The organism is Rothia sp. HMSC068E02 (genome assembly GCF_001813565.1).
Classification (GTDB): domain Bacteria; phylum Actinomycetota; class Actinomycetes; order Actinomycetales; family Micrococcaceae; genus Rothia.
On the sequence record NZ_KV812882.1, the window covers coordinates 593,450 to 613,361 of the forward strand.

The window sequence follows — 19,912 nt, forward strand, 5'->3', positions numbered from 1 at the left end:
CCGGGGTACTGTTCACTGCCCGTGCCCGGGTACTATAGGGGGATATGTGCGAACACCGCCCACCTATTCGCGGTTGGCGTGGTGTTTCGCTGTGATCAGGCCTGATGCCCCGCCCTACCCGCGGTGCGCATCCGGCGGCAACCATCCAGGGAAGGAATAGTGATGAGCGAGAACCTGGCAGATGCTTTCCTCAACGGCGAGTCGTTGAAGAATGCCCCCGGCCCCTATTTTGGTGAGTACGGCGGGCGGTGGATGCCCGAGTCGCTGATTGCCGCCATGGATGAGCTGGAGGCAACCTTTAATGAGGCGAAGAACGACCCCGAGTTCATTGCCGAGTTCCAGCGTCTTTCTGCTGAGTATTCGAACCGTCCGTCGCTGCTGACTGAGGTTCCGAAGTTCTCTGAGCATGCTGGTGCGCGTGTGTTCCTCAAGCGTGAGGACCTGAATCACACGGGTAGCCACAAGATTAATAACGTGATTGGTCAGGCTCTGCTGGCTAAGCGCATGGGTAAGACCCGCCTGATTGCTGAGACCGGTGCGGGTCAGCACGGTGTTGCGACTGCGACCGCTGCGGCCCTGTTCGGCATGGAGTGCGTGGTCTACATGGGCGAGGAAGACACCGAGCGTCAGTCGCTGAACGTGGCTCGTATGCAGCTGCTGGGCGCGAAGGTGATTGCGGTTCAGAACGGTTCCCGCACCCTGAAGGACGCCATTAATGAGGCGCTGCGCGACTGGGTTTCGAACGTTGAGAACACCCACTACCTGCTGGGTACCGCTGCGGGTGCGCACCCGTTCCCGGCGATGGTGCGTTTCTTCCACGACGCTATTGGTTCTGAGGCGCGCGAGCAGATTCTGGCTGAGACCGGCCGCCTGCCCGATGGTATTGCTGCCTGCGTGGGTGGCGGTTCGAACGCGATCGGTCTGTTCCACGCGTTCTTGGACGATGCAACGGTTGAGATTTACGGTTTTGAGGCTGGCGGCGACGGCGTGGAGACCGGCCGTCACGCGGCGACCATTACTCTGGGCCGCCCGGGCATGCTGCACGGCGCGATGACCTACCTGATGCAGGACGAGGACGGACAGACCATTGAGTCCCACTCGATTTCGGCTGGTCTGGACTACCCTGGCGTGGGTCCGGAGCACTCCTACCTGTCCGATATTGGTCGCGTGACCTACGAGCCGGTGACTGACACCGAGGCGATGGACGCTCTGCGTCTGCTCTGCCGCACCGAGGGTATTATCCCGGCGATTGAGTCCTCGCACGCCCTTGCCGGTGCGCTGCGCGTGTGCCAGCGTTGGGCTGCTGAGGATCCGGAGGCGGCACGTGAGAAGACGATGATTGTCTGCCTGTCGGGTCGTGGCGATAAGGACATGGAGACCGCGCTGAAGTGGTTCGGTCTGGGTAAGGCGATTCCGTCCTCGACCCTGATGACCGGTAATAAGGAAGCTGCCGCATCCGCTGCACAGAACGCACAGGCTGAAAGTGAGGCTAAGTAATGAGCTACCAGGACGCTATTTCTCAGGCGGCACCTTTTACGGTGCTGGATGGTTCTTTCCCCGCTCCGAATGCGCAGTCGCCTCTGGCGGCTCGTCTGGCTGAGTGCGAGAAGCAGGGCCGTGCGGCGCTGATTGGCTACCTGCCGGTGGGCTTCCCGACCCTGGACGAGTCGATTGACGCGGCGATTGCTCTGGGCAATAACGGCGCGGACATTATTGAGCTGGGCGTGCCTTATTCTGATCCGGTCATGGATGGCCCGGTGATTCAGAAGGCTACCGGCGTGGCGCTGGAGAACGGTTTCAAGCTTCCTCAGCTGTTTGAGGCGGTCCGCCGCATTACCGAGGCGACCGACGCGGTGGTTGTCGTGATGACGTACTGGAACCCGGTTCTGGCGTACGGTGTGAAGAATTTTGCGCGTGATTTGGCGGCTGCCGGCGGTGCGGGCATGATTACCCCGGACCTGGTGCCTGATGAGGCGTCGTCGTGGTTTGAAGCTTCTGATGAGTACGGTCTGGACCGTATTTTCTTGGCTGCTCTGTCTTCTTCGCCGGAGCGTCTGGCGACTATTGCGAAGGCGTCGAGCGGCTTCGTGTACGCCGTGTCGGTGATGGGCGTGACCGGTGCCCGCACCTCCGTGTCGGAGGCGGCTCGCACCCTGGTTGCGGACATTAAGGCTGCCGGTGCGCCTCGTGCGTGCGTGGGTCTGGGCGTTTCGACTCGTGCCCACGTTGAGGAGATTGGCGAGTATGCGGACGGCGTGATTGTCGGTACTGCGCTAGTGAAGGCTTTGGCTTCTGGCGGTGTTGAGGCGGTGGCTAAGCTGACCCGTGAGCTGGCGGGGCGTGAAGGCTAATGTCTGATGTGCTGTCGCTGGCGAGCGTGCCGGTAGCTAACGTGCTGGCTTCGATTCCCTCTCCGAGCGTTTCGTACCTGCAGTTGGGCCCGTTCCGTGTGCATTTCTATGCCCTGTGTATTCTTGCGGGTATGGCGGTGTGCTTGTGGCTGGGTTCTCGCCGTTGGAAGGCGGCGGGTGGTACCCCTGAGCGCGTTTTTGACGTGGCGATGTGGGCTATTCCGGCGGGTATTATTGGTGCCCGCGCCTACCATGTGCTGATTACTGACCCGGGTAGCTATTTCGGTCCGAATGTTGCTGATCCGTGGGCTTTCCTGAAGATTTGGGAGGGCGGCATCGGCATTATGGGTGCCGTGTCGGTCGGTGCGTTGGGCGCCTGGTATGGTTGCCGCCGCTATGGCATGAATTTCCCTGCTTTTGCGGATGCGGTAGCGCCGGGTATTCTGCTGGCTCAGGCGTTTGGCCGCTGGGGTAACTGGTTCAACCAGGAGCTGTTCGGCAAGCCGACGACTCTGCCGTGGGGCTTGGAGATTAGCGCGTCGAGCGGTAATTTCCCGACCCAGTATCCGGCGGGTACGCTGTTCCATCCGACGTTCCTGTACGAGTCGCTGTGGAACCTGCTGGGTGTGGCGTTGCTGCTGTGGCTGGGCCGTAAGGGCGTGCTGAAGCTGGGTCAGACCCTGTGGCTGTACGTGTTCTACTACGGTGTGGGTCGCCTCTTCATTGAGATGTTCTTGCGTATTGATACCTCGGAGATGCTCTGGGGCGTTCGTATTCACGTGTGGACTGCTCTGCTGCTGGTTCTGCTGGGTGCTGCTGGTTTTGTGGTGGCTGGTCGTCGTGCTGCGGCGAAGGCTGCTGCGGGTATTGAGCCTGCACCTGCCGAGTTCGCTCCGAAGCCTGCCGCAGATGAGTCTGCAGAGGGCGCTGAGGAGAAAGCAACTGAGAAGGCATCCAAGAAGGCAGAGCCCGCGGAAGGATCTGACTCTTCTGAGTCTTCAACTAAGAGTTCCTAACTCAATCTAAATTTCATAGAAAACCGCCGGATGGGGGAGTGCCCCCGTCCGGCGGTTTTTTATGCCCGCTATTTGTGCTTGCTGTCTGCTTCTTGCTGGTGGATGTTCTCATGGTGGCATGCGCCGGGACCCTGTACGGATTTGGGCTGTTGAGAAGGCATAATAGAGGTATTGCGTGTGGCGGGCACCCGCGTAAGGGGCATGAGGCTCCGTGTAAGGAGTATGAGGCTCTTTGAGTGCCCGTCGCGTCTGCGTTTAGAAACACCCACTCAACGTACAGGATTTTTATCGTGAGCTCTTCTGCCGGCGATTCTTCGCGCCCCGTTTCTCCTTCTTCTCGTCCGGGTCTGACCCGTCGTCGTCTTGTGGCTGGTGCGGCGTGGGCTGCCCCGGTTGTTGTGGCGTCGTCGGTGATTCCGGCGTATGCGGCTTCTGATGAGGAAGGCGAGTGCACCGGACCTTACGAGGATTCGACGATGATCACTGCCGGTGACGGCGTAAAGAAGGTTGCCGTGCTGACGGTTCCTGCGGGCGCTAAGCGTATGCGTTTTACCGCTGTGGGCGGTGCCGGTGGCACGAACTACACTGTGGCTGATGCCGGTTCCGGTGCCATGGTGGAGGGTTCTATGGCTGTGCGCGGCGGCCAGACTATTACTCTGACTGCCGGTTCGGGTGGTATCGGTAATGGTGAGCTGAAGCCCGCTGAGGGCGGCGACGGCTACGGTGTGGGCGGCTCCTCGAAGGCTTCTTCGCCGGTTCCCGCGAATGTTGTTTCTGCGATTAATGCTTTGACCCGCATTTCTGGCGGTGTGACCGGTCGCGGCGGCATGAGCGCTGTGCTGTATTCGGCGTCCGGCGGTGGTTCGTCCGCTATTGAGGTGGATGGCGTGCCGATGATTGTTGCCGGCGGCGGCGGCGGTGCCGGTGTGCTGGCGTCGTATGCGACGGTTCTGCCGAACCCCGCGAATGCGGGTGCTGTGCGCCCAACTGCGCACTATTCGCTTGATAGCTCCGGTGGCGAGCACCAGTTCAGCACCGGTGGTGGCGCTGGTTCGGGTGACGGCGACGGTTCGCCCGGTTTTGTTGGTTTCACCTCGTATGAGGCGCAGTCTGAGCCGATTCTGACGGTGAACCCGGGTTCGGGTGCCGCCGGTGGTGTGGGCGGTGCTGGCGGTGAGAAGCTGAACCCGCCGACTGTTGATGGTTCGGTGATTGGTTTTTCGAGCACCTCCACCCAGAAGCTGGTGAGCACTGCGACTGCCGGTGCGGCGGGTGCGAGCGGTTTCCGCGCGAAGGGCGCCGATGGTGTGGCGAGCTATTCGTACCAGTGGGATCAGACTCCGGAGGGTACCGATAACCGCCCGTCGAACGCTGGCGAGCTGTTTAACGGCTACCAGTCTGTGGTTTCTGGAGGCGGTGGCGCCGGTTATGGCGGCGGCGGCTCCGGTGCTGCGTTGAGCGTTTCGGCTCGTGTGGTGTCGCAGAAGTGGAATAACGATTCGGCTCGTGCCCGCTATGCGGTGGGTTCGGTACAGCTGGCTGGCGGTGGCGCTGGCGGTGGTACGTTCATGGATTCTACGGTGCGCATCATGGATTTGGGTTGGGCGTTGAATGCTCCGAACGGTCCGGGTGAGCGCGGTGCCGGCTATATTGAGGTTGCTTTCTGCTTCTAGGCGGCGGCTGAAATCCACCGTGAATCGTATAGGTGCAGATTGAACCCTTTCTTTAGGGTGGTATGCGCCTCAAACTTAATATTTAAATTTTTTTATGAATGCCCCCAGGCCGCTGGTTTGGGAGGCATTCTCATCTTCTGTGTCGGTTCGTCATAGAGTCATATCAACCTTTAGCGGTTTTTAGCGGTTTAGCGCATTGATTGAAATAGATCTTATCGAAAGCTCATCCTCGCTCGCGTGCCGACCCCTAAATAACCTCTCTGTCATATTCGGGGGTAAACCTTTAGACTGGCAGCTCATCATTGTACTGTGGAAATGTAAAGAATATGCGCGCCCACCCCGCTAGGTTGCAAAGCGCAGATTGCAGATTGCAGCTTGCAGCTTGCGGCTTGAGTGCGGCTACCAATGACAAAGGAGTTTAGATCATGTGCAAGGAAACCATGAAGGCTGTTGTTGTCCCTGAGAAGGTTGACGGTTCGGTTGTTGTCCGTGAGGTCCCCGTTCCGGAGGTTGGTCACGGCCAGGCGCTCGTGAAGATTGAGTACTCGGGCGTGTGCCACACTGACCTGCACGTGGCTGCCGGTGATTTCGGTGAGCTTCCGGGCCGTATTCTGGGCCACGAGGGCGTTGGTCGTGTCGTCAAGGTCGGCGAGGGTGTTGAGTCCCTGAAGGAAGGCGACCGCGTGTCGGTGGCTTGGTTCTTTGAGGGCTGCGGCCACTGCGAGTACTGCACCTCGGGTCGTGAGACCCTGTGCCGTTCGGTCAAGAACGCCGGCTACACCGTCGACGGCGCCATGAGCGAGTACACCCTGGTGCCCGCTGATTATGCTGTGAAGGTTCCCGAGGGCCTTGACCCGGCGCAGGCTAGCTCCATTACCTGCGCTGGTGTGACCACCTACAAGGCAACCAAGGAGTCGCTGGTTCGCCCGGGTCAGTGGCTGGTCGCTTACGGCGCTGGCGGTCTGGGCAACCTGGCTGTTCAGTACGCTAAGAAGGTTTTCGGTGCCAAGGTTATCGCTGTTGATATCAACGACGACAAGCTGGCTCTGGCTCGTAAGGTCGGTGCTGATCACGTCATCAACGGCCGTGAGGTTGAGGACGTTCCGGCTCGTATTCGCGAGCTGACCGGCGGCGGCGCTCACGCTGCTGTGGTGACCGCTGTGTCGAAGGTTGCGTTCAACCAGGCTATCGAGTCGGTTCGTGCGGGCGGTTCCGTGGTGGCTGTTGGTCTGCCTTCGGAGATGATGGAGCTGTCCATTGTGAAGATCGTTCTGGACGGTATCCGCGTGGTGGGTTCCCTGGTGGGCACCCGTCAGGATTTGGCGGAGGCGTTCCAGTTCGGTGCTGACGGCCTCGTGGTTCCGGTGGTTCAGTTGCGTGAGGTTGACGAGGCACCGGCTGTCTTCGAGGAAATGACTGCTGGTAAGATTACCGGCCGTATGGTTCTGGACTTCGCTAGCCTCTAAGCTGGCGGATGGTTCGAGGCGCCCGGTAGGGCTTCAAGGTCTCACTCGACTGGGGTCTTGCCGGTAGTTTCGATGGTTATAGCGCCTAGGGCGCATCCCGTGTGGCGGGGGAGTATGGGTACTCTTTCTGCTGTGCATACGACGCGGGGTGCGCCTTAGTGTTTTAACTAGTGTTTTTTAACTAGATGTTTTAGTGCCGGGTTTTTGAGAGCCGTTATCGTATGGAGCCGAAAATCTCTGTGAGTACTAGGCACCTAAACGTAATATACGCAGGAATTTATTTTTGAAATATTCGGGGAATATCTCAAAATTCTCACTAAATTAGTTCAATAGAGTATCTTGTTTGACATCTATAGGCCTCAAAATGCATACTTGTATTGTAAACATTCAACCACTGGTTGAGGCGTAATATTTGCCGAAGAGATAGGTTTCGCGTGCGCCTACACCTACCCTAGATGTAACGGGATATGACGTGTGAAGGTTTCGGCCCTCCTAGATATCGATTCCTTCTCCCGGAACGCCATACCCGGGTGAATTTCAGCATCTTCGTACCGTGCCGTTATTCACCGTTGAGTCCTTAATTCCGGCCAGGCGCCCCTTTAGACACCTTCGGATTGAGGTCTCACCAACGATTAGTGTGGGCCCCACGGACATAGTCAATGGGGACTATGTCCGCCACACTAATCCGGGGCTTTTAGGACATTGCATGACTTCGAGGCGGCACGCCCGCCACGCCATAAATTTACCTGCCGGCACGGGTAACATAGCCGGGTTCTCTACTCACTCGGTAACCCACCCGCTGCAGAACGCATCTTGATTTTTGTGTTGTTCAGAAGATGCTTCCTGTAGCAAAAGAACGAGGGGCACCTCTGCCAGGTGCCCCTCGTTTTTATATGCACGTTGTAGTGTTTATTAGCTGCCGTGCTGTTGAGTAGATTCCACGCTGTTTAGTAGATTCCACGCTGTTTAGTAGATTCCACGCTGCGCGGTCCAGCGGATCGTGCCGCGCTCAAAGTCCATGTAGTACACGCCGTTCACGTAGGATTCGTCACCGCGTGCCGCACCGTAACGGGCGGTATTCTTCTCCCAGTGCTTGAAGATTGCGCCGTTACCGTTGGTCTCGTACGCACCGTACGCATCCGACCAGAGCAGCACCTTGCCGGAGGCGAATCGCACCTGAGCACCCGTGGAGGTGGCGGTTTCGTCGGTCACCGGTGCACCCCAGGTGCCGCGGTGCTGCAGGAAGCGGTGGTAGAACGCGCCGCCGGTGTGCAGGCGGTGGGTGCCGGTCTGTGCGGACCACACGTAGGTGGTGCTGCCGGTGAATTCCTGCTTGATGAGGCCGTTGCCCAGGCTCTGCTCATCGGTGGTGGGCACGCCCCTCATGCCAGCAGCACGCCAGGTCGCATAGATGGAGCCACGCTCATTGATGATGTGGGTGCCGTACGCGTTGGACCAGTAGCCACCCTCACCGTTAGCGAAGGAGACTGCGATGGTGTCGGAGCGGGTTTCCTCGTTGGTGGTCAGGCCGCGGAATCGTGCCACGTCCGAGCGGAACTTATGATCCAGACCGCCGTTGGTGACCAGCCAGTGCGAACCGTGAGAGTTCGTCCAGTAGATGGTCTTACCGTTGGTGAACTTCTGCGCATACACGCCGTGACCCAGAGAGTACTCGGTGCCAATCGGGTTGCCGTAGAAGGAACGATTCTTATTCCAGAAGTTACCGATGCCGGTGCGAATATCAATGGAGCCGGTCGCGGTGGTCACCACGTTCGAATCCTGAGCGGCGCGATCTTTTGCCGCACGCTCCTCAACCGTGCGGTCCTGGCCGTTCGACCAGTTGCGGTGCACAGCCTTCGGGTTCTTCGCCAGAACCTTCAGATCGTTCACGGTGCCGGGGAAGAAGTTCGAGTCACCCACGAACGGGCCCGAATCGGTGAACTGCCAAATGTCGTAGCCGCTCCAACCCGCCGGAATTGCACCGACCACGGTCGAGTAGCTTGCCAGGTGCAGTGGCAGAACGCCGAACTGCTGCGAACCCACGCACTGCGACCACCAGGAGGTTGCGGTGTACACCATCGGGTCGCGACCGGTCAGCGAACGGTAGGTGTCCACGAAGTCGCGGGTCCAGGCGGTCAGCTGCGCCGGGGTCATGTTGAAGCAGGTGTTGCCGTAGGCGGGGTAGGGATTGAACTCGATGTCCAGCAGGCCGGGCAGGGTCTTGCCGTCGGCAGTCCACGCGCCACCATTCTGCACGAAGTAGCGTGCCTGATCGGCACCCGAGGAGGTGCGGGGGTTTGCGAAGTGGTAGGCGCCACGCACCATGCCGACCTGTGCCGAACCGTTGTACTGCTGACCGAAGTAGGGGTTGGTGTAGTAGCCGCCCTCGGTCGCCTTCACGTAGGCGAAGCGGGAACCTGCGGCGTAGGCGCTCGCCCAGTCCACGTTCTGCTGGTGCGAGGAGACGTCCATACCGAGGGTGCCGCCGGAGGGGGTCCACGCGGAGCGGCCCTGAGCCAGGGACTGACCGGCTGCCGGAGCTCGACCAGCCGCCAGACCCTGCGCGGAGCTCTGGGTCGCGGAAATACCGCTCAGGGTCGCGGTAGAAGCGGGGGAGGTGGCGCCGGTTCGCGCGTTGGCGGTGCCCAGGCGTTCGCGCTCGCCCGCACCCATGGCGGGGTTTGAGCGTTCGACCAGGAATGCATCCGGGGCGGGGGCGTAGGTGAGCTCCTCGTAGGATGCGCCGGGGTTGACCTCTGCGGCTGCGCTCGCGCTGGGAGCGGCGAAGGCGGCGGGAACGGAGGTGAGGGATGCGGCGACCAGGGTGACTGCGGACGCCATGATGGAGCGGGCTGCTGCGGAGCGCGCGGCAGTCTGGAGTTTCTTCATAGATTTTGCCTGTGTTTGAGAGGTGGATGTGCCGATGTGGCCCTGTGCGGGGGCTTCTGGCACGAGTGAATATGTGGGGTATTTGAAGTGATGTGTGTCGGTTGCCGGGTATGTCAAGCGGCTGACACAGCTAACAGCGTACGGTACCTGCACCGATGTGCGCAATGATTTGGGGTGTCATTCTGGCGGCATATCTTTCGCAGAGTGCACAGTAACCTGGAATCTTTGGGGTGTCTGTTTTACTTTGTGGCTTGTCGGTGCATTTATTGGCTCAAGTTTTTGGGACAAAATTTTAGGTGGGTGACACGCCGGGGCATTGCGAATTTCATTCTGTGGACTGCTCTGTCGGAGGTTGAACTGCAGGGGCTTTGGCTTGCGGGCATAAGGAAAGGGGTGGGCCGCACACACAAAGACCCACCCCTCATGTTCCGGGTACTGTATTTGGCGCGGCCTCGCACCGGCACCCGGAGTTGCATGGTCGATGCAGGAGAGATGAAGAGTCATCGACCACGTATATGGTGCCTGTTGGCACGTTTATCTCGGCTCTTCCCGCCCGCTCCTTCAGGTTCTGATGTCCGGCTGAAAGAGACGGGTGGGAAGAGGCGAAAGCTTGTGTTTCCCGAAAGGCTTAGAGGAACTTTGCGATGTCCTCGACCAGCGGCTTGAGGGTCTCGCGATCGATGTACTCAGCCTTGCCGGTCTTGTAGCATTCGAGCATCTGCTGAATACCCTCGTTCGGGTGCGGGTTAGCCATGAGCCATGCGCGCACCGGGCCCTTCAGGGCGGTCTTGTGAGCCAGCGAAATCTTGTCGAAGTCGATGCCGCCACGCAGGTGGTAGACGGGGCGACCTTCGGTGAGTTCGGGGGTGTAGCTCTTGGCGACGGCCTTGTCCAGCAGCTTCTTGGAGTATTCACCGGTGAAGGAGACGGTGAAGAATGCGGTGCGGTTCTTCTTGGGCGCAATAATCGGCAGAATCTTCTTGCGAAGTGCCGGTGCGCCGTTGAGGAATCCACCGTAGTCGCTGCCGGCAATGACGAAAGCGTCGAATGCCTCAGCCTGCTCGGGGGTGACCTTGGAGGCGGGGACAGTCTCAACCTCGGGGGCCTGCGGGAGTGCACGCAGATCTTCTGCCAGCCAGGTGGCGTACTGTTCGGTGTAGCCGTAGGTGGAGCCGAAGATAATCAGCACGCGAGTAGTCATCTGTGAACCTTCCAGATATATTTCGCATTTCAAATACTAATTATGGGTTCCAATATAGGCTAGGCGCGCGAAAATGTGAAATCGCCCAGCTTTTGGATGCCCCATCTATCTTCTCATAGCCCACTCTGAGTGTCTCTATGTTTTTGAAATATGCTCGAATGTTCTCGAACGAGACTAAATATTGCGCAGTACTGGCTAGATATGGGTAAAAAGCACCCTAATTTACTTTCCGGGCGAGGCGGGGGTGGTGGGGGTGAAAATCGACTTTCTGTGGCGTGTTCGATGGAAGAGGGGTGGCGTTCAAAATGCGACGTGAAACACAATTTCTTCGGTGGAAAGAGTTGGGAGAAGCATACCCAAGAGGGCGCAAAACCCCTATAATTGAGAAAGAGTCCCACGCATCCGGCACGTGGCTACATGTTGGAGCACGTGGGAATAATTGGGAATTTGACGTTAGTCTTCCCCGGAAAATCAGTGTGAACCCTCAGGGGTCACACAAAACAACACACAAAGGTTAGGTACATGAGGCGCGCAAAAATCGTTGCAACCATCGGTCCGGCAATCGAGTCCCCCGAGAAGATCTCCGAGGCAATCAAGGCTGGCCTGAACGTCGCCCGTCTGAACATGAGCCACGGTGACCACGCCGAGCACCAGGCACGCTACGACACCATCCGTGACCAGTCTGCAAAGCTCGGTAAGGACGTTGCTATCCTCGCCGACCTGCAGGGCCCCAAGATTCGCCTCGAGCGTTTCGCAAACGGCAAGGAATACCTTGAGCCCGGCGCAGACTTCACCATCACCTCCGAAGACGTTGAAGGTACCGCAGAAATCTGTGGCACCACCTACAAGGGCCTGCCCGGCGACGTAAAGCTCGGCGACAAGCTCCTGCTCGACGATGGCAAGATCCGCCTCGAGGCTATCGAGGTGACCCCCACCCGCGTGCGCACCCGCGTCATCGTGGGTGGCCCCATCTCCAACAACAAGGGCATCAACCTGCCCGGCGCTGCAGTCTCCCTGCCCGCACTGACCGAGAAGGACGCAAACGACCTGCGCTTCGCACTGAAGATGGGTGCAGACATCATTGCACTCTCCTTCGTCCGTACCGGTGCAGACGTTGAGCCCGTCCACAAGATCATGGACGAAGAGGGTATCCGCGTACCCGTCATCGCCAAGATTGAGAAGCCCCAGGCAGTTGAGAACCTGCAAGACATCATCGACAAGTTCGACGGCATCATGGTCGCTCGTGGTGACCTCGGTGTTGAGCTGCCCTTCTCCGAGGTTCCCCTCGTTCAGAAGAAGGCAATCGACATGGCACGCCGTTGGGCAAAGCCCGTCATCGTGGCAACCCAGGTGCTCGAGTCTATGACTGACAACCCCGTCCCCACCCGTGCAGAGGTTTCTGACTGCGCTAACGCAATCCTCGACGGTGCAGACGCTGTGATGCTCTCCGGTGAGACCTCGGTCGGTAAGTACCCGATCCTGACCCTGCAGGCTATGGCTGCAATCGTTCAGGATACCGAAAAGGGTGGCCTGTACCGCGTGCCCGAGCTGGACCGCAAGCCCCGCACCCGCGGTGGCGCAATCACCCGCGCAGCAGTGAACATCGCTGACCAGCTGGACGCAAAGCTCATCGTAACCTTCACCCAGTCCGGTGACTCCGCACGTCGTCTGGCACGTCTGCGTCCCGAGACCCCGATTGTCGCGTTCACCACCAGCTCGAAGGTTCGCTCCTTCCTGTCCATGTTGTGGGGCGTTGAGGCTGAGCAGGTTGAGATGATCACCGATCAGGAAGGTCTGTTCCACTTCGTGGACGAGTACCTGCTGAAGAACGGTCTGGCAGAAGCTGGCGACCTGGTCGTCGTTGCTGCCGGTGCTCCCGCAGGCCGCGCAGGTACCACCAACATGGTTCAGGTACACCGCGTCTACGGTGCTGAGGGCGAGCGCGAGGCTCTGCGTCCTTACGAGGAGAACGAGGTCAAGCGCTAAGCCGCTCACCAATCTTTTTCGATGCGTAGCTGAGGGTAATCCTCAGTCTGTACGCTCGGTATATAGAACCGCCGCCCGGTCGTGAATTCACGGCCGGGCGGCGGTTTCTTGTGCCTTTATTGTTGCCGCATCCGATGTGCGGGTGGGGTACAGGAGCGGATACAGAAAAGCGGCGGGAAAGCTTCAAACTTTCCCGCCGCTTTTGCGTTGGTGCCCGAGGTGGGACTCGAACCCACACTCCGAAGAACCTGATTTTGAGTCAGGCGCGTCTGCCAATTCCGCCACTCGGGCGTATCACGCATTCGTGCGTAACACCTTTAGAATTCTAACCCAGGCTGTCTAGAAAATCTAATCTATCTGACGTGTTGAGCAGGCTGAGGCGGGGCGCGGAACATCTACTGAGGGTTTCTGTCGCGCCTCTATGAGGGGGTAAGTCTGGTACCTGCCACACATTTGCTGAGGGGTGCGGGAGGGGACGTTGAGTGTAAATCCTGAGCTCAGGGTGAACCGGCGCCACTTATCCACAGTGGAGGCGGGGGAGAAAGCGCGCATCCTGTATCCTTAAAGACTGACTAACCATCCCCGTTCGCCTTCGCGGCTGGGGGCCACCTCAACGTTAAGAAAGTGATCACGGCTCGTGTTCAATTCTCTCTCCGACCGCTTGACGGCAACTTTTAAGAACCTGCGCGGCAAGGGCCGCCTCTCCGAGGCAGACATTGATGCAACCGTCCGCGAAATCCGCCGCGCCCTGCTCGACGCTGACGTCGCCGTCCCCGTGGTCCGCGAATTTACCGCCCACGTGAAGGAACGCGCTCTCGGTGCGGAAGTTTCCGAGGCACTGAACCCCTCCCAGCAGATCGTCAAGATCGTGAACGAGGAGCTGGTGAGCATCCTCGGCGGTTCGACCCGCCGCATCAACATGGCGAAGAGCGGCCCGACCATCATCATGCTGGCGGGTCTGCAGGGTGCCGGTAAGACCACCCTGGCGGGCAAGCTGGCTCACTGGCTGAAGGGTCAGGGCCACACCCCGATGCTGATTGCATCCGACCTGCAGCGCCCCAACGCGGTGACCCAGCTGAAGGTTGTTGGTGAGCGTGCGGGCGTGCCCGTGTACGCGCCGCACCCCGGTGTGACCAGCGAGTTTGACGTACCCACCGGCGATCCCGTGCAGGTGGCGCGTGACGGTGTGGCTGAGGCTCGCGCTAAGCTGCACGACGTGGTGATTGTCGATACCGCGGGTCGTCTGGGTGTTGACGCTGAGCTCATGCAGCAGGCACGTAACATTCGTGACGCTATTGAGCCGCACGAAGTTCTGTTCGTCATCGATGCGATGATCGGTCAGGACGCCGTGAACACCGCTAACGCCTTCAACGAGGGTGTGGACTTCACCGGTGTGGTCCTGTCTAAGCTTGATGGTGACGCCCGCGGTGGTGCGGCTCTGTCGGTGGCTTCGGTGACCGGCAAGCCGATTATGTTCGCGTCCACCGGTGAGAACGTCACTGACTTTGAGCAGTTCCACCCGGACCGTATGGCAAGCCGCATCCTGGATATGGGTGACATCCTGACTCTGATCGAGCAGGCTGAAGCTCAGTGGGATAAGGCTGAAGCCGACCGCATGGCGAAGAAGTTCATCGATCAGGAAGACTTCACTTTTGAGGACTTCCTGGCTCAGATGCAGCAGATTCGTAAGCTTGGTTCCATGAAGAAGCTGCTCATGATGATGCCCGGTGCGGCTCAGATGCGTCAGCAGCTTGAGGCTTTTGACGAGCGCGAGATTGACCGCGTGGAGGCGATTGTTCGCTCCATGACCCCGCATGAGCGTGTGGCTCCGCGCATCATTAACGGTTCTCGTCGTGCCCGTATCGCTAAGGGTGCGGGTGTGACCGTGTCTGAGGTGAACCAGCTGATGGAGCGTTTCGCTCAGGCTCAGAAGATGATGAAGAAGCTCGCTTCGGGCAAGATGCCCGGCATGCCCGGTGGTATGCAGATGCCCGGTATGGCGGCTGCGGCCGGTGGCGCTCGTAAGAACGCGAAGAACAACAACAAGAAGAAGAAGGCTCGCTCCGGCAACCCGCAGAAGCGTGCGGCGCAGGAGGCGGCAGCAGCTAAGGCGCAGCAGGCTCGCGCCGGTGCTGCATTCGGTCAGCAGGCTCAGAACCAGGAGATGGATCTGTCCAGCATGAACCTGCCGAAGGGCTTCGAGAAGTTCCTGCAGTAAGAGCAAATATGAGCCCGGTAAGGGGTGGTACGGGTGCGCACGTGGTGACGGGCGCACCCGTACCGGTATGGTGCCCGGTTTGGGTGCATGAATGGGTGTGAAGGGAAGGTATCAATGGCTCAGAACGAGCAGAACTGGGATCGAGAGAACGCGGATGATCAGCTGAATGAGCAGGTCACGCCGTGGTCTCAGCGCGCCTTCGCTGATGATGCTGTAGAGGACCCTGCCGGCGCATCTGCCGCTGAGTTTGTAGAGGAGCCTGCATGCGAGTTCTCGGAAGACCTCGTGGGCGATTTCGACGATGATTCGAGCATCCTTCCCGGGTACACTCCCGTCTGGGCGCGTATTGCCCTCGAGTACGGTGAGCACTCCGCCGAACTGGCTGGCGACCTCGTCTACTCGAGCGAGAGCGACGACCCCGCAGTCGACGACGTTGCCGCAACCATTCTGAACCTGATTCGTGAAGCCCGCAGCATGCACGATGAGGTGAAGGCGGAAGATCCCGATAAGCAGCGCGCCTGGAACGACCGCACGAAGGTTGACCGCCTCGCCGCCGCCCTGGAGAGCGAAGAGTGGACCGTCGATAAGCTCACCGACATGTGGGACGGTGCCCCCGCGCCCGCCGGTAGCGGTGAGTCGGATAGCCCCGAGTACCTGCGCGCCCAGGATGAGGAGCGCACCGCCGAGAAGCAGCGCAATGAGCGCATCGAGCAGACCATGGAGCTGGAGGAGACGATTCAGCGCCGCCGCATCATGGCTCGTTCCACCACCGATGAGGAGCTGATTGCCGCCCTCATTGAGGCGACTGCCGCCTCCCCGGAGCTGATTGCTTACGAGATGGGTGAGCATCAGGTGCAGCTCTACGTGCTGTGCGCCGTGGATGATGAGGGCTACATGAACGTGCTGGAGGTCGCTGACGGCCACCTGCACGTGGGTACTCCCGTTGAGGATTATGTGGCGCAGCTGGTGGATCAGCTGCCGGTTACTGGTGCCGCCCTTGAGGGTGAGGCGACCGTGTGGGAGGAGCTGCCCGGTGGGCAGGGTGAGCTGGAGTTCCTGGTGGACGGTGACGCCGCCATGCTCGTTGACCTGCCCATTGACATGATTACCGGGCTTCTTTTGGCCTACCTTCCTGCCGGTACTCGGCAGGTTGTTGCTGCGCCGGCGGGGGAATGGACCCTCATTTCTGCCGACCCGGTGGACCTGATGGCGCTGCTGGGCCTGCTGAACTGCAACGCCCTGATTGCTGAGGGTAACGCGAACCAGCAGCACCTGGTGGTCTATGAGGAGCCCGACCGCGAACCCTACTCGGATGAGGAATGGTACCTGGAGGCGTTCGGTGAACCCTACGAGAATATCGTGGAGGAGTTCACCTGGCAGCGTGTGCCTAAGCGCCTGAACCGTGCCCTCAGCCGCGAGGAAGTCGCACGTTTTGGCGGCGTGCTGGAGGACCTGCTCTCGGAGCTTCCCGGTAGCGCCCCGGAGCTGGCGGGTTCGAAGATTTTCGGTTCTGATGAGGATGAAATCGAGCAGGGTATCGCTAATGTCATGGCGATGTTTGGTGTGGAGGCTGACTCCATTGCCGGTCGCCGCCTGAATGCGTACCTGCGCGATACGAGCAATACCCTGGCATTGGAGTCGGTGCTGCAGCTACTGGATGTTCCCACGGAGCTGGCGCTGGTGCCGACCACCGGTTTTGATGTGGCGTCGATTAGTACGGCGCGCATCTTCGGCAATGAGGATGAGGGCTTCGCGCAGCCTGCGGCTGACTCTGCTGAGACTAACTCTGCCGACGCAGCTGATTCGGCTGATGAGGCGCAGACTTCTGAAGCCCTGGACGTTACCTTCCCGCTGGATGACTCCGCTGCCGAGGCTACTTTCTCCGAGAGCACCCCCGTAGAGGACGATTCCTTCGAAGATGACGAGGAGATTGAGCCCTACCCGGGTAACTTCCCCTCGCCCATGGAGCGTAGCTACCGACTGGTTGCGACCGGTCGCCGCGTGACCCTCGCCGAGTGGATGGACGCTCTCAACAACGCGCACATCCCCTACGAGTACACGCACATGGGTTCGCCGGAGGACTCTGCGCCGGATTCCTTCGTGGAGACCGAAGAGGGCTACCTGTCTCTTGACAGCGCCCTGCACGAGGCTGACTCTTCGCCTACCGAGGAGCAGGCATCGCACGAGGCAAAGGTAAGCCAGCAGGCTCCCGAGCCTTCTGTCGCGCTCGCACCTCAGAACGAAGCCGCCCCGAGCGTTGAGACCGTGCTCGATGCTTCCTCAAGCTCTGCAGATCAGAGTCCTGCACCCCAGGCTCCCGCACCGCAGACCACCTCCGCTCAGAGTCCCGCGCCTCGTTCGCGCCGCAAGCGCCTGACCCCGGAGCAGATTCGTGCGAAGACCCGCCGTGTGGGTCTTGTCCTGGGTGCGGATGTGACGGCTCAGAGCGCTATCGCTCTGACCTTGGCGAATGTGGCGCGCCGCCGCCGCGCGCAGGGTAAGGCGAGCCGTAAGTTCTCGGTGGCTGCCGCGCTCTTTGCGCTGAACGCTACGGTCGAGTCGGCTCTGATTCCGACGGTTCTGCGTTCTTTCGAGCAGACCCAGTTGAAGAAGCATGCCCGCCCGGTTGCGGATGCTGAGCTGGTGCATCCGGGGGATACCACCGGTGAGCAGCCCTCGACCAAGCGCACTCTCATTGATGACCTACGTGAGGGCAACTACCGCACGGTGGAGGATGCCGCCCCGTCCACGGAGCAGGCACCCTCTGGACTGCGTGAGCGTGCCCTGGGTATAGTGCGTAGCATCAGGCAGCGCGCTGCAAAGAAAACCGACCGCTAAAGGAAAGAAGCCATGAAGGATTCCTATCTGAGCGATGAAGAGCTGAAGGCTTTTATCGCCACCTTGCCCACGCGCCGTTTGGCGGCGGGCGCGCTGATTCGTAATGAGCGCGGTGAGATGCTGCTGGTGAAGCCGAACTATAAGGACGGCTGGATTCTTCCCGGCGGCACTGTGGAGGCTGGCGAGGCGCCCAAGCCCGGTTGTGAGCGTGAGATTGTGGAGGAGTTGGGCCTGGATGTGAAGCTGGGTCGTGTGTTGCTGATTTTCCACGGCTTGTCGCTGGGTGTGTGGGGCGATTCGACCTACTACATGTATGACGGCGGCGTGATTGCAGCGGATACGAAGATTACCCTGCAGGATGCTGAGCTGGTGACCTATGAGTGGGTTGCTCCGGAGAACCTGGAGGGCTACGTGCGCCCGTCGATGGTGGAGCGTCTGCGTGAGTGCTACCGCGCCCTGGAGACGGGGGAGACTCTGGAGATGAGCAACCTCGACTAGTAGCGGCTACACTGCGGTTGCGCAGGGGGCTACCGGGCACAGAACGCTGTTTAAAAGTGATGTTCGGTGCCTGCGGCAATTATTTTTCCGTGTCGCTAGCTTAAAATCTTGGGCTCTGATACCCTAGCTGAGTACCCGGCGACGCGCGACCCCTCTCTTCGCGCGCCGTTGTGTCCATAGAGGCGCCGTGAATGGCCCGCCCCACGGGTGCTGAACCGTGTGCCTCGCACCAAATTATGAAACAGGAGTAACCACTAAAGTGGCTGTTAAGATTCGTCTCAAGCGTATGGGTAAGATCCGCGATCCTCGTTACCGCGTCGTGATCGCTGATTCGCGCGTCAAGCGCGACGGTAAGACCATCGAAGAGATCGGTATTTACCACCCGACCGAGCACCCCTCGCGTATCGAGATCAACTCTGAGCGTGCTCAGTACTGGCTCTCCGTCGGCGCACAGCCGACCGAGCAGGTTCTGGCTCTGCTGAAGCTCTCGGGCGACTGGGCTGCATTCAAGGGCGAGAAGGCAGAGTCCAAGGTTCTGCCCGTCGAGGCTAAGGCTGAGTTCGTTGTTCCCGAAAAGGGTTCCGTGATCCTGCCCGAGGCTATCACCCCCAAGGCTGAGAAGGCTGAAGAGGCTGCTGAGGAAGTAGCTCCCGAGGCTGAGGCTGAGGAAGCAGCTGAGTAATCATGTTGGCTGACGCACTCGAACACCTGGTTCGAGGGATTGTCGATCGTCCGGAGGACGTGAAGGTGCGCCTGCGCACTCAGCGTCACCGTGAGACCCTTGAGGTCCGCGTGCATCCGGATGACCTGGGCCGAGTTATCGGCAGGTCTGGTCGTACCGCCAAGAGCATCCGTCTGGTGATGGACGCTATTTCTGATGGCGAGCCGATGCGTATCGACATTATCGACACCGACAAAAAGCGACGCTAGCTCGTAAACGCTTGAAGCCCCCGCTCCCGGAATTTTTTCCGGAAGGTGGGGGCTTTCGCGTACCCCGGTCCCGGTGATAGTTCGGGCGGCAGAATGCGCCCGTCCTAAGTGCCCGGTAGAATAGTGGGAGCCGTGCACGTGCACGGCGTAGGTTTTTAGCTTGTATCCAGCGGAGGAAAATTATGCAGGTTGTGGTGGCTCGTATCGGTAAGCCTCACGGTATTCGTGGTGAGGTGACGGTTCAGCTCTTTACTGATGCCCCGCAGGAGCGTTTTGCCCGCGGTGAGGTGCTCGGTATCGAGAATTTCAAGCCCGGCTCTGCTGCCGCTTCTGTGGCGCCTACCGGTGAGCTGACGGTTGCCGGTGCCCGCTGGAACAAGAAGATTCTGGTGGTCCGTTTTGATGAGGTGACTACCCGCAACCAGGCTGAGGAGTTGCGCGGCAGCCGCCTGGTTTACGAGGTTCCCGAGGACGAGGGCGATGAAGAGGGCTTCTACGAGCAGGAGCTGGTGAACCTGCCCGTGTACCTGCTGGCGGACGTTCCCGAGGGTGAGAGCCCCGTGGATAACCCGGCTGTGGGTAAGCCGCTGGGTAAGGTGACCGGTCTGCAGACCATGCCGGTTCAGGATTTGTTGCTGATTAAGCTGGCTCGTTCGCCGCGTCTTGCCTCCGGCGCGGGTGAAGAGATCATGATTCCTTTTGTTGAGGAGATTGTGCCCGAGGTGGTTCCCTCGACCGAGGATGAGCCCGGCTTTGTGCTGCTGACCCCTCCGGCGGGTTTGATTGACCTGGTCGAGGACGCTGAGCAGGATTCTGCGCAGGCGACCGAGCAGGCGGGGGAGTAGT

Annotated in this window: 14 protein-coding genes and 1 tRNA gene; 12 read left to right on the forward strand and 3 right to left on the reverse strand. The window is 59.8% G+C overall.

Features of this window, described 5'->3' with window-relative positions; all coding sequences use genetic code 11:
- Positions 1 to 162 precede the first annotated feature (162 nt).
- From trpB to adhP, 5 genes are all read left to right on the forward strand, one after another.
- On the forward strand, positions 163 to 1,497 hold the full coding sequence (gene trpB, locus HMPREF2919_RS04080) for a tryptophan synthase subunit beta (protein WP_070666365.1): 1,335 nt from the start codon (positions 163 to 165) through the stop codon (positions 1,495 to 1,497).
- Positions 1,497 to 2,351 carry a tryptophan synthase subunit alpha gene (trpA, locus tag HMPREF2919_RS04085; RefSeq protein ID WP_012903349.1) on the forward strand — a complete coding sequence of 285 codons (855 nt, stop codon included), beginning with the start codon at positions 1,497 to 1,499 and terminating at the stop codon, positions 2,349 to 2,351. Before trpB ends, trpA begins: the two co-directional genes overlap by 1 nt.
- On the forward strand, positions 2,351 to 3,367 hold the full coding sequence (gene lgt / locus HMPREF2919_RS04090; RefSeq protein ID WP_049352449.1) for a prolipoprotein diacylglyceryl transferase: 1,017 nt from the start codon (positions 2,351 to 2,353) through the stop codon (positions 3,365 to 3,367). Before trpA ends, lgt begins: the two co-directional genes overlap by 1 nt.
- A 290-nt stretch (positions 3,368 to 3,657) precedes the next feature.
- A complete protein-coding gene (locus tag HMPREF2919_RS04095; RefSeq protein ID WP_070605398.1) occupies positions 3,658 to 5,040 on the forward strand; it encodes a phosphoenolpyruvate synthase in 1,383 nt (460 codons plus the stop codon).
- A gap of 440 nt (positions 5,041 to 5,480) precedes the next feature.
- Positions 5,481 to 6,506: an alcohol dehydrogenase AdhP gene (gene adhP, locus HMPREF2919_RS04100; protein WP_049349127.1), complete on the forward strand. Its 1,026-nt coding sequence runs from the start codon at positions 5,481 to 5,483 to the stop codon at positions 6,504 to 6,506.
- Between the two features lie 966 nt (positions 6,507 to 7,472).
- On the opposite strand, the gene HMPREF2919_RS04105 is transcribed toward adhP, so the two are convergent.
- Together HMPREF2919_RS04105 and HMPREF2919_RS04110 are read right to left on the reverse strand one after the other, a co-directional pair.
- Positions 7,473 to 9,395, reverse strand: a complete 1,923-nt coding sequence (locus HMPREF2919_RS04105; RefSeq protein ID WP_070666368.1) for a GH25 family lysozyme — start codon at positions 9,393 to 9,395, stop codon at positions 7,473 to 7,475.
- Positions 9,396 to 10,023: 628 nt separating this feature from the next.
- The gene (locus tag HMPREF2919_RS04110) at positions 10,024 to 10,596 is read right to left on the reverse strand and encodes a flavodoxin domain-containing protein (protein ID WP_049327782.1); all 573 of its coding nucleotides are present in this window, start codon (positions 10,594 to 10,596) and stop codon (positions 10,024 to 10,026) included.
- Positions 10,597 to 11,118: 522 nt separating this feature from the next.
- Here HMPREF2919_RS04110 and pyk point away from each other — a divergent pair.
- A complete protein-coding gene (gene pyk / locus HMPREF2919_RS04115) occupies positions 11,119 to 12,582 on the forward strand; it encodes a pyruvate kinase (protein ID WP_049342096.1) in 1,464 nt (487 codons plus the stop codon).
- A gap of 208 nt (positions 12,583 to 12,790) precedes the next feature.
- Here the strand turns inward: pyk and HMPREF2919_RS04120 are convergent.
- A tRNA-Leu gene (locus HMPREF2919_RS04120) sits at positions 12,791 to 12,873 on the reverse strand.
- Between the two features lie 346 nt (positions 12,874 to 13,219).
- On the opposite strand from HMPREF2919_RS04120, the gene ffh reads away from it, so the two are divergent.
- The 6 genes from ffh to rimM all read left to right on the forward strand — a co-directional run bounded on the left by ffh (position 13,220) and on the right by rimM (position 19,911).
- Positions 13,220 to 14,800 carry a signal recognition particle protein gene (ffh, locus tag HMPREF2919_RS04125; RefSeq protein ID WP_049342095.1) on the forward strand — a complete coding sequence of 527 codons (1,581 nt, stop codon included), beginning with the start codon at positions 13,220 to 13,222 and terminating at the stop codon, positions 14,798 to 14,800.
- A 114-nt stretch (positions 14,801 to 14,914) separates the two neighbouring features.
- Positions 14,915 to 17,638 (forward strand): hypothetical protein, encoded by a 2,724-nt coding sequence (locus HMPREF2919_RS04130; protein WP_070666371.1) that lies wholly within the window; start codon positions 14,915 to 14,917, stop codon positions 17,636 to 17,638.
- Positions 17,639 to 17,650: 12 nt separating this feature from the next.
- Positions 17,651 to 18,136 (forward strand): NUDIX domain-containing protein, encoded by a 486-nt coding sequence (locus tag HMPREF2919_RS04135; RefSeq protein WP_012903358.1) that lies wholly within the window; start codon positions 17,651 to 17,653, stop codon positions 18,134 to 18,136.
- 259 nt (positions 18,137 to 18,395) lie between these two features.
- The gene (rpsP, locus tag HMPREF2919_RS04140) at positions 18,396 to 18,818 is read left to right on the forward strand and encodes a 30S ribosomal protein S16 (protein WP_070666374.1); all 423 of its coding nucleotides are present in this window, start codon (positions 18,396 to 18,398) and stop codon (positions 18,816 to 18,818) included.
- A gap of 2 nt (positions 18,819 to 18,820) precedes the next feature.
- The gene (locus HMPREF2919_RS04145) at positions 18,821 to 19,066 is read left to right on the forward strand and encodes an RNA-binding protein (RefSeq protein WP_005505691.1); all 246 of its coding nucleotides are present in this window, start codon (positions 18,821 to 18,823) and stop codon (positions 19,064 to 19,066) included.
- A 182-nt stretch (positions 19,067 to 19,248) separates the two neighbouring features.
- The gene (rimM, locus tag HMPREF2919_RS04150; protein ID WP_005505693.1) at positions 19,249 to 19,911 is read left to right on the forward strand and encodes a ribosome maturation factor RimM; all 663 of its coding nucleotides are present in this window, start codon (positions 19,249 to 19,251) and stop codon (positions 19,909 to 19,911) included.
- Position 19,912 lies beyond the last annotated feature (1 nt).

Coding starts and splice junctions, on each gene's coding strand:
- trpB (WP_070666365.1), top strand. CDS start 163: ATGAGCGAGAACCTGGCAGATGCTTTCCTCAACGGCGAGTCGTTGAAG.
- HMPREF2919_RS04135 (WP_012903358.1), top strand. CDS start 17,651: ATGAAGGATTCCTATCTGAGCGATGAAGAGCTGAAGGCTTTTATCGCC.
- rimM (WP_005505693.1), top strand. CDS start 19,249: ATGCAGGTTGTGGTGGCTCGTATCGGTAAGCCTCACGGTATTCGTGGT.
- HMPREF2919_RS04105 (WP_070666368.1), bottom strand. CDS start 9,395: ATGAAGAAACTCCAGACTGCCGCGCGCTCCGCAGCAGCCCGCTCCATC.
- HMPREF2919_RS04130 (WP_070666371.1), top strand. CDS start 14,915: ATGGCTCAGAACGAGCAGAACTGGGATCGAGAGAACGCGGATGATCAG.
- pyk (WP_049342096.1), top strand. CDS start 11,119: ATGAGGCGCGCAAAAATCGTTGCAACCATCGGTCCGGCAATCGAGTCC.
- lgt (WP_049352449.1), top strand. CDS start 2,351: ATGTCTGATGTGCTGTCGCTGGCGAGCGTGCCGGTAGCTAACGTGCTG.
- adhP (WP_049349127.1), top strand. CDS start 5,481: ATGAAGGCTGTTGTTGTCCCTGAGAAGGTTGACGGTTCGGTTGTTGTC.
- HMPREF2919_RS04110 (WP_049327782.1), bottom strand. CDS start 10,596: ATGACTACTCGCGTGCTGATTATCTTCGGCTCCACCTACGGCTACACC.
- trpA (WP_012903349.1), top strand. CDS start 1,497: ATGAGCTACCAGGACGCTATTTCTCAGGCGGCACCTTTTACGGTGCTG.
- HMPREF2919_RS04145 (WP_005505691.1), top strand. CDS start 18,821: ATGTTGGCTGACGCACTCGAACACCTGGTTCGAGGGATTGTCGATCGT.